This is a genomic window from Hydrogenophaga sp. (genome assembly GCF_026125825.1).
GTDB lineage: Bacteria > Pseudomonadota > Gammaproteobacteria > Burkholderiales > Burkholderiaceae_C > Hydrogenophaga.
In genome coordinates this window covers 1-9,186 of sequence record NZ_JAHCKK010000127.1, presented here as the reverse complement: position 1 = coordinate 9,186, position 9,186 = coordinate 1, and the positions used below count along the sequence as shown (strand labels likewise).

Sequence of the window (9,186 nt, the reverse complement as noted above, 5' to 3'; positions counted from 1 at the left end):
TGTAGCGCTTGTTGCTCTCAGCGGCGCGCACGATGGTGGCCTTGTTGCCGTCGGCGAAGTCGGTCAGGCCGCCCACCGCGATCATCACGTCCATCACCGTCATCTTCTGCTTGTAGGGCAGGAACTGCGGCTTGGTCGCCTCACCCACCACGCGAATCTGCTCGCTGTAGGGGCCGACAAAGTTGGTGACGATCACCGTCACGACAGGATCGCGCACGAACTTGCCCAGCGCCTTCTCGACATCGCGCGCGATTTCGGAGGACGTCTTGCCCTGCGCCACGAGTTCGTCGACCAGCGGCGCAGACACCTTGCCATCGGGCCGCACGGGCACCGTCAGCGAAAGCTCAGGGTTGCGCCACACCGTGATGTTCAGCGTGTCGCCCGGTCCCACCAGGTAGTTGTAATTGGCTGTGCTGGCCACCACCGGCGCGGCCGGCAGGTTGCTGTTGCTCGCGCAGCCACTGACACCCACCAACAACGCGGTTGCAGCGGCGCCAATGGCGAGAACACGAACGAGACCGGAAGTATGTTTTCGCATGACCCATTTCCTCCATGGAACGGTGAAATGTTAATAAAAGTTAACGCCCTTTTGAATATACCGCAGACATGCGGCAACCGGACGCTTGTAAACGGTAACGAATACCCAAACCCTCCGCTGTCATGAGGAAGCGCACGGATATGGCAAAAACATGCACGACGGCATCGCAACGGGCACGCCAATTCACACCAGGAGCACAGACCAGCGGCCGCTAAAATGCCGGTTGCTCCCGACCTCAACCCAGGAAACCCAGCATGTCCCTCTTCTCCGCCGTCGAAATGGCGCCGCGCGACCCGATTCTGGGTCTGAACGAACAGTTTGCCGCCGACACCAACCCCAACAAAGTCAACCTCGGCGTCGGTGTCTACTTTGACGACAACGGCAAGCTGCCCCTGCTGCAATGCGTGCAGGCCGCGGAGAAGACGATGATGGACAAGCCCAGCGCGCGCGGCTATCTGCCCATCGACGGCATCGCGGCCTACGACGCGGCCGTCAAGAGCCTGGTGTTCGGCAGCGACTCGGAACCGGTGAAGTCCGGCCGCGTGGCCACCGTGCAGGCCATCGGCGGCACCGGTGGCCTCAAGATCGGCGCCGACTTCCTCAAGCGCCTCAACCCCAGCGCCAAGGTCCTCATCAGCGACCCGAGCTGGGAGAACCACCGCGCCCTGTTCACCAATGCGGGCTTCACGGTCGACACCTACGCCTATTACGACGCCGACAAACGCGGCGTGAACTTCGAGGGCATGCTCGCCAGCCTGAACGCCGCACAGCCCGGCACCATCGCCGTGCTGCATGCCTGCTGCCACAACCCGACCGGCTACGACATCACCCCGGCCCAGTGGGACCAGGTGATCGCCACCGTCAAGGCCCGCGGCCTCACGCCCTTCCTGGACATGGCCTACCAGGGCTTTGGCCACGGCATTGCCGAAGACGGCGCGGTCATTGGCAAGTTCGTTGCCGCCGGCCTGACCTTCTTCGTCTCGACCTCGTTTTCCAAGAGCTTCAGCCTGTACGGCGAGCGCGTGGGGGCCCTCTCGGTGCTGTGCGACAACGCCGAGGAAGCCTCGCGCGTGCTGTCGCAGCTCAAGATCGTGATCCGCACCAACTACTCCAACCCGCCCATCCACGGTGGCGCGGTGGTGGCCGCCGTCCTGAACAACCCCGAGTTGCGCGCCCTGTGGGAAAAGGAACTCGGCGAGATGCGCGTGCGCATCAAGGCCATGCGCCAGAAGCTGGTGGATGGCCTCAAGGCCGCTGGCGTGAAGCAGGACATGGGCTTCATCACCAGCCAGATCGGCATGTTCAGCTACTCTGGCCTGAACAAGGATCAGATGGTGCGTCTGCGCAACGAGTTCGGTGTGTACGGCACCGACACCGGCCGCATGTGCGTGGCCGCGCTCAACAGCAAGAACATCGACTACGTCTGCCAGGCCATCGCCAAGGTGGTCTGAGCGCCTCGGGCCCAGAACACCGCGGCACCGGCTTGGCCGGGCCGCTGGTGTGGCCCCTGAAAAGCCCGGCGCGCGGTGAGCTCGTCTAGCGCCAGACGACCGAACGCATGGAGATCGAGGCGCCCTGGAAACCGTCGTTGAAGAAGCGCGGCGCCTCCCCCTCGCCGACCGCCCCGGCCGTGTACAGCAGCGGCAGGTAGTGCTCCCAGCTCGGATGCGCCATTTGCGCCACCGCGCCCAGCTGTTGAAAGTCGTTGAGGGCCTCCAGCCGCCCTTGCGCGATGTGTTCGGCCGTGATGCGGTCGAACTCGATCGCCCATTCGTAGGCCTGGTTGTCGGCCGCATCGCGGCGCATGGTGCGCAGGCTGTGCACGATGTTGCCACTGCCCACGATCAACACACCGCGCTCGCGCAGCTGAGCAAGCTGGCGGCCGACGGCGAAATGCTCGGCAGCGGGCCGGCGGTAGTCCATGCTGAGCTGGATCACAGGGATGTCCGCGGCCGGATACATGGGCTTGAGCACCGACCAGGTGCCGTGGTCCAGGCCCCACTCGCGCTCGTCCAGGCCCAGCGCGCGGCCGGAATCGGGCTGCCGGACCGCCCCGCTGATGGCACGGGCCATCGCCGGAGAGCCCGGCGCAGGGTACTGCTGGTCGAACAGGGCCTGGGGAAAGCCGCCGAAGTCGTGGATGGTCGGCGGCCGGCTCATGGCGGTGAGCTGCCAGCCGGGCGTCAGCCAGTGCGCCGAGATGCACAGGATCAGGCGGGGCTGCGTGCCTTGCGCCCGGAGTTCCTGGCCCAGGGCCTGCCAGCTGCGGCGCCAGGTATTGTCCTCGATCGCGTTCATCGGGCTGCCGTGCCCCAGGAACAGCACCGGCAGGCGCTCCGTGGCGGGCAGGTCGGCGAGGCCGGCAGCGGCGGACAAAGAAGCGGAGGCCGAGGTGCTCATGTAGGTTCCGAGGGCGGTGACCGAAAGGGCCCCGCCCGCCATCAGTAGGGTGCGACGTTGCATGAAGGGTGTTCGAGCGCAAAGACCGTGGTTTCCACCGCCGGCCACGCCGTTGCGGCACGATTCTTTCACGAAGGTGACAACTACCCCGAAGGGTATAGTGTTTTCACCCTCACAAGGCGGGGCACATGCTGCTATATTGCACTGCAACATAACCAGATTCGACGCCCATGCTGTACCAGATTTACGAAACCCAGCGCTCGATCATGGAGCCGTTCGCCGACCTGGCCGAGGTCGCGTCCAAGCTCTTCACCAACCCCATGCTGCCGCTGGCGCAACTGCCGGGTGCCCAGCGCATCTCCGCCGGTTACGACCTGATGCACCGGCTGGGCAAGGATTACGAGAAGCCGGTGTTTGGCATCCACACGGTGGATGTGGACGGTGTGGATGTCGCGATCCACGAGCGCATCGAGATCGACAAGGCGTTCTGCGAACTGCGCCGCTTCAAGCGCTTCTCGGACGACACCGACACGCTGGCCAAGCTCAAGGGCCAGCCGGTGGTGCTCATCGTCGCCCCGCTCTCGGGCCACTACGCCACGCTGCTGCGCGACACCGTGCGCACCATGCTCAAGGACCACAAGGTCTACATCACCGACTGGAAAAACGCGCGCCTGGTGCCCACGGCGGACGGCGAGTTCCACCTCGACGACTACGTGAACTACATCCAGGAGTTCATCCGCTACCTGCAGCAGGGCTACGGCAATTGCCACGTGATGAGCGTCTGCCAGCCCACGGTGCCGGTGCTCGCGGCCGTCTCGCTGATGGCCAGCCGGGGCGAAACCACACCCCTGTCCATGACCATGATGGGCGGCCCCATCGACGCGCGCAAGTCGCCCACGGCGGTGAACAACCTGGCCACGCAGCGCAGCCACGAGTGGTTCGAGAACAACGTGATCTACCGCGTGCCCGACAACTTCCCCGGCGCCGGCCGCCGCGTGTACCCCGGCTTCCTGCAACACACCGGCTTCGTGGCCATGAACCCGGACCGCCATGCGTCGAGCCACTACGACTACTTCAAGGACCTGATCAAGGGCGACAACTCCAGCGCCGAGAGCCACCGCAAGTTCTACGACGAGTACAACGCCGTGCTCGACATGGACGCCGACTACTACCTCGAAACCATCGAGACGGTGTTCCAGGAGTTCAAGCTGGTCCACGGCACCTGGGACGTGAAGAACGAACAGGGTGAACTCGAGCGCGTGCGGCCGCAGGACATCCAGCGCACCGCCCTGCTCACCGTGGAAGGCGAGCTCGACGACATTTCCGGCTCCGGGCAGACGGCCGCCGCGCACGACCTGTGCACTGGCATCCCGAAGACGCACCGGATGCACTACGAAGCACAGGGCGCGGGCCACTACGGCATCTTCAGCGGCCGGCGCTGGCGCGACATGGTGCACCCGGTGGTCAAGACCTTCATCCGCTCGCACCAGCCGGCCGCAGACGCATCGCCTGCGGTACCTGCCGCCGCGAAACCGGCCGCCAGGGCAGCCCGCAAAGCCGTGGCGCGCAAGCCGGCCGCCAAGGCAGCGGCGCCCACCCGCCAGCCAGCCGGCCGCAAGACCGCCAAGGCCTGATCGGCCCGGCCCACGGCGCCCCGGCGGCGCCGGTATATTTGCGGGCATGAACGACCTCGCCCGGCGCATCGACGCCGCCCTGCCGCAGACCCAGTGCACGCGTTGCGGCTACCCCGACTGCGCAAGCTATGCGCAGGCCATTGCGGACGGCGACGCGGGCATCAACCGATGCCCGCCCGGCGGTGCCGAAGGCATCGAGCGCCTGTCGGCCCTCACCGGCCAGCCCGTGCAGGCACTGGACCCGGCTTGCGGCATCGAAGGCCCGGTGACCGTGGCCGTGATCGACGAGGCCTGGTGCATCGGCTGCACCCTGTGCATCCAGGCCTGCCCGGCCGACGCCATCCTGGGCATTCACAAGCGCATGCACACCGTGGTCGAGCCCTATTGCACCGGCTGCGAGTTGTGCCTGCCGGTCTGCCCTGTGGACTGCATCTCGCTGGAGATCGTGAGCGGTGAGCGCACCGGGTGGCAGGCCTGGTCGGCCGCACAGGCCGCGCAGGGGCGCGAGCGCTACATCCAGAGGCAGCAGCGCCTGGCGCGCGAAAAGCAGGAGCAGGAGCTGCGGCTGGAAGCCAAGGCGCGCGAGAAGCTGGCCGATCTGGCCGCGCACTCGAAGATCAGCGACGAGGCCGTGCTGGACAAGAAGCGCGCGGTGATCGAGGCCGCACTGGCCCGTTCCCGCGCCCGGCGTGGGCACGGCGAGGGCTGACCGGCCCCCCTCAGGCGCCCTGGCGCGCGGCCACCGTCTTGTAGACGCCGCAGCCCACGTAGAGATCGTCGATCTTCACCACGTAGGACATCTTGGCCTGGATGTGGCCGGTGACCGGGTTGGCGATGTCGTATTCGACCCAGCCCTCCCCCGCCTCAGCTTGGGCGACGATGGCGTTGAGCAAGGCCTGGCCGTCGACGCCCGCGATGTCCTGCACCCGGCTGCCGACTTTCTCCGGCTTGCCACCGAAGGCGCGGTAGACGCCGGCGCTGTCCAGCGCGAAGACGTACATGTCGCGGTCGTGGAATCCACCCGAAGGCTCGGTGATCGCGCGCGCAAAAGCCTCGCGCCCCCCTTGCCGGCGCTGGGCCAGGGCACGGCTGACCAATTGCATGGCCTCGTCGGCCGTGCCCTGCTGCAGCATGAAGGACGACACCGCCTTCGACAGGTGGGCCGCGCGCTGCTCCAGCTGGTTGGCCTGTTGCACCGCGCGTTCGACCATCTGGGCGTTGTGCTGGGTGATCTGGTCGAGCTGGGTCACGGCCGCCGAGATCTCGCTCAGCCCCGTGCTCTGCTCCGCGCTCGACGCCGAAATCAGCGACATGTTGGCCGCCACGCCGCGCACGCCGGTGACGATCTGGCCGATGCTGTTGCCGGCCGTGCGGATCTGGGCCACGCCCGCCTCCACCTGGCTGCGCGAGGCTTCGATGAGTCCGCGGATCTCGCGCGCTGACGCGGACGAGCGCTGCGCCAGCGTGCGCACCTCGGCGGCTACCACCGCGAAACCCCGGCCTTTTTCGCCCGCGCGGGCGGCCTCCACGGCCGCGTTGAGCGCAAGGATGTTGGTCTGGAAGGCGATGCTGTCGATCACGCCAATGATCTCGTTCATCTGGTGCGCGCTTTTCTGGATGCCCTCGACCGATTCGACCGCATGGCCCATGAACTTCGCACCTGACTCGGCCACGTCGCGCACCTGCGCGGCCTGCTGGTCCGACTCGCCCGCGGTGCGGGCGTTCTGCTGCACGGTGCCGGAGAGCTCCTGCACGCTGGCCGCCGTCTGCTCCAGGTTGGCGGCCTGCTGTTCGGTGCGGTCGGCCAGGTCGCGGTTGCCCGTGGCCAGGCTCTTGCCGGCGTGCGCGACGAGCGCGGAATTGCTGCGCACCTCGGCCACCATCGCCGAGAGGTTGCCGATCGTGCGGTCCAGCAGGCCGGCCAGCTCGGCCAGTTCATCGTCGCCCTGCACCCGGATCGTGGAGCGCAGGTTGCCCGACACCGTCTGTCCCATGGCGCCGAGCACCTGCTGGAAGTCGGCGGTGAAGCTGACATAGAACGAAACCATCAGATAAGCCAGCAGGGCCAGGCCCGCGATCGCGACGGTGAGGGCGCCTCCGTGCAACCCGTCCGGGCCTTGCAAGCCCCAGGCGAGCAACAGCGGCAGGACCGACGTGGCCGCGAGCAGCAGCAGCTTGCCACGCAGGCGGAGCCGTCGCATCAGGGCGACGCCGGGCAACAGCGGGTGGAATCCGGACATGGGTGTACCGCTCCTCGGTTGGGATGGGTTCTTATCGGTGCCGAGCCATGCGCCTTGAGCCGGGGAAACCCCCGGGGCTCAATGCAGGCCGGCGATGCCCGACTGGCGGGCTTCGAAATGCCGGAACAGCTGCACGGCCATCATGCGCAGCGCGTCGTCGGCCATGTTGTGGGCGTGCGCGAGCTGTTCGAGCGCATAGCGGCGATCGCAGATCATCAGCGCCCGGCTCACACACATGCCCTGGGACGACATGCGCAGGCAAAAGTGCTCCAGCAATTCGGCGGGCCAGGCGGGCGCCATGTCGCGCCCGAGCCAGCTGGACGCACTGGCAAGGTCTTTCGAGGGTTGGCCGGGAAACGGGTTCATGGTGAACTCCTGCGACAAAGGGTGCGCCGTGCCACCCTTGGCACAGCCTTCACAAGTCACAAGATTACGGTCGAGCCCTGGCCCGCGGTGCGCCGAACAGCGCCCGAAAAGCCGCCCTGCTCCGGCCTTGCGCCGCTGGTCCTGGAAATCAGGCCGGCTGGGCGGCCAGGCGCGCAAAGGCGGCCACCACCTCGGGGGGCGCCTGCACCAGCTCGATCAGCACGCCCTCGCCGGCGATGGGGAATTCCTCGCTGGCCTTGGGATGCAGGAAGGTGATGTCAAAACCCGCCGCGCCCTTGCGGATGCCCCCGGGGGCGAAGCGCACGCCCTGGGCGCCCAGCCACTGCACGGCGGTGGGCAGGTCATCGATCCACAGGCCGATGTGATTGAGCGGCGTGGTGTGCACCGCCGGCTTCTTCTCGGGGTCCAGCGGCTGCATCAGATCGACCTCGACCTTGAACGGGCCGGTGCCGATGGCGCAAATGTCTTCGTCCACGTTCTCGCGTTCACTGCGGAACGTGCCCGTGACCTCCAGGCCCAGCATGTCGACCCAGAGCTTCTGCAGGCGCTGCTTGTCGGGCCCGCCAATGGCGATCTGCTGGATGCCCAGCACCTTGAAAGGACGTGAGGAGGAAGGCATGGGTCAATGAACTCCGTTGAAGAAAACAGGCGTGCGCTCAAGCGCCCGCCACGAGGCCAAGCGCCGCCAGCATGGAAGGCTGCGCCCCTGGCCTCAACCGAATTCGACGATGGGCTGGTCCACCACCAGCGAATCGCCCATCTTGGCCAGCACCTTGGAGACCACGCCATCGGCGGCGGCGAACAGCACGTTCTCCATCTTCATGGCCTCGATCACGGCCACGCGCTCGCCGGCCTGCACCTTCTGGCCGGGCTGCACCGCCACCTCGACCAGCAGGCCCGGCATGGGCGAGAGCACGTATTTGCTCATGTCCGCCGGCGCCTTGAAAGGCATCAGCGCATGCAGCTCGGCCATGCGCGGCGAGACCACCATGGTCTCGATGCGCGTGCCGTTGTGCTGCACCACCAGGGCCAGCGGGTTGCGCGGCGTGCCGCGTTCGATCTGCGCTGTGTAAGCTTGCCCGTTGCAGGTCCCGGTCACGCAGATGTCATTCAGGCGCGAGGGGCTGGACATCGCGTAGCGCTTGCCCTCCACGGTCACCACGGCGGCACCGATCTCGCCCACCACCTCGTCCACATGCACCGGCTTGTAGGCGTGCCCGCCTTGGGCGTTGAGCACGATCACCGAGTAGTCGTGGCCCACCTTCACGCCATAGCCCGGCAGCTGGCCCGACAGGCCCGCCGCGCGCTCGCGCGACTTGCGACGCACGAAGGCCGCCAGGGCCACGAGGAAATCGGGGTCGCTGTGCGGCACATCTTCGGCGCGGAAGCCCTGGCCGTAGTGCTCGGCGATGAAGCCGGTGGTGAAGTCGCCCGCCACGAACTTCGGATGGGCCAGCAACGCGGCCTGGAACGGAATGTTGCTGCTGATGCCCCGGATCACGAAGCCATTGAGCGCTTCGCGCATCTTGGCGATGGCATCGAGCCGGTCCTTGCCGTGCACGATGAGCTTGGCGATCATCGAGTCGTAGAACATCGGGATCTCGCCACCGTCCTGCACACCGGTGTCCACGCGCACGCCAAGCAGGTCGGCCGTGTTGCCCTGGAACATGGTCTGCGCGGGCGGCGCGAAACGCACCAGACGGCCCGTGCTGGGCAGGAAGTTGCGGAACGGGTCCTCGGCGTTGATGCGGCACTCGATGGCCCAGCCGTTGCGCTGCACCTGGTCCTGCGTCAGCGGCAGCTTCTCGCCCGCCGCCACGCGGATCATCAACTCCACCAGGTCCAGGCCGGTGATGCACTCCGTCACGGGGTGCTCGACCTGCAGGCGCGTGTTCATCTCCAGGAAGTAGAAGTCCTGATCCTTGCCGACCACGAACTCCACCGTGCCCGCGCTCTGGTACTTCACAGCCTTGGCCAGGGCCACCGC

9 protein-coding genes are annotated in these 9,186 nt (G+C 66.9%); 3 read left to right on the top strand and 6 right to left on the bottom strand.

Annotated features, from left to right (window positions below; translation table 11 throughout):
• A partial coding sequence (locus KIT86_RS22920; RefSeq protein WP_297402701.1) for an XrtA/PEP-CTERM system exopolysaccharide export protein occupies window positions 1–538 on the bottom strand: 538 nt, incomplete at its 3' end.
• Window positions 539–792: 254 nt separating this feature from the next.
• Here KIT86_RS22920 and KIT86_RS22915 point away from each other — a divergent pair.
• The gene (locus KIT86_RS22915; protein ID WP_297402699.1) at window positions 793–1,989 is read left to right on the top strand and encodes an amino acid aminotransferase; all 1,197 of its coding nucleotides are present in this window, start codon (window positions 793–795) and stop codon (window positions 1,987–1,989) included.
• Window positions 1,990–2,074: 85 nt separating this feature from the next.
• Here KIT86_RS22915 and ygiD read toward each other — a convergent pair whose 3' ends face one another.
• Window positions 2,075–2,938 (bottom strand): 4,5-DOPA dioxygenase extradiol, encoded by an 864-nt coding sequence (ygiD, locus tag KIT86_RS22910; protein WP_297402697.1) that lies wholly within the window; start codon window positions 2,936–2,938, stop codon window positions 2,075–2,077.
• Between the two features lie 230 nt (window positions 2,939–3,168).
• Here ygiD and KIT86_RS22905 point away from each other — a divergent pair, with 230 nt between their 5' ends.
• Together KIT86_RS22905 and rsxB are read left to right on the top strand one after the other, a co-directional pair.
• A complete protein-coding gene (locus KIT86_RS22905; RefSeq protein ID WP_297402695.1) occupies window positions 3,169–4,572 on the top strand; it encodes a polyhydroxyalkanoate depolymerase in 1,404 nt (467 codons plus the stop codon).
• Between the two features lie 46 nt (window positions 4,573–4,618).
• Window positions 4,619–5,281, top strand: a complete 663-nt coding sequence (gene rsxB, locus KIT86_RS22900; RefSeq protein ID WP_297402694.1) for an electron transport complex subunit RsxB — start codon at window positions 4,619–4,621, stop codon at window positions 5,279–5,281.
• 10 nt (window positions 5,282–5,291) lie between these two features.
• Here the strand turns inward: rsxB and KIT86_RS22895 are convergent, their stop codons facing one another.
• The 4 genes from KIT86_RS22895 to KIT86_RS22880 all read right to left on the bottom strand — a co-directional run.
• Window positions 5,292–6,812 (bottom strand): methyl-accepting chemotaxis protein, encoded by a 1,521-nt coding sequence (locus tag KIT86_RS22895; RefSeq protein ID WP_297402692.1) that lies wholly within the window; start codon window positions 6,810–6,812, stop codon window positions 5,292–5,294.
• A gap of 78 nt (window positions 6,813–6,890) precedes the next feature.
• Window positions 6,891–7,178 (bottom strand): hypothetical protein, encoded by a 288-nt coding sequence (locus KIT86_RS22890; protein ID WP_297402690.1) that lies wholly within the window; start codon window positions 7,176–7,178, stop codon window positions 6,891–6,893.
• A 148-nt stretch (window positions 7,179–7,326) separates the two neighbouring features.
• The gene (locus KIT86_RS22885; RefSeq protein ID WP_297402688.1) at window positions 7,327–7,818 is read right to left on the bottom strand and encodes a VOC family protein; all 492 of its coding nucleotides are present in this window, start codon (window positions 7,816–7,818) and stop codon (window positions 7,327–7,329) included.
• Window positions 7,819–7,911: 93 nt separating this feature from the next.
• A partial coding sequence (locus KIT86_RS22880; RefSeq protein WP_297402686.1) for a biotin/lipoyl-containing protein occupies window positions 7,912–9,186 on the bottom strand: 1,275 nt, incomplete at its 5' end.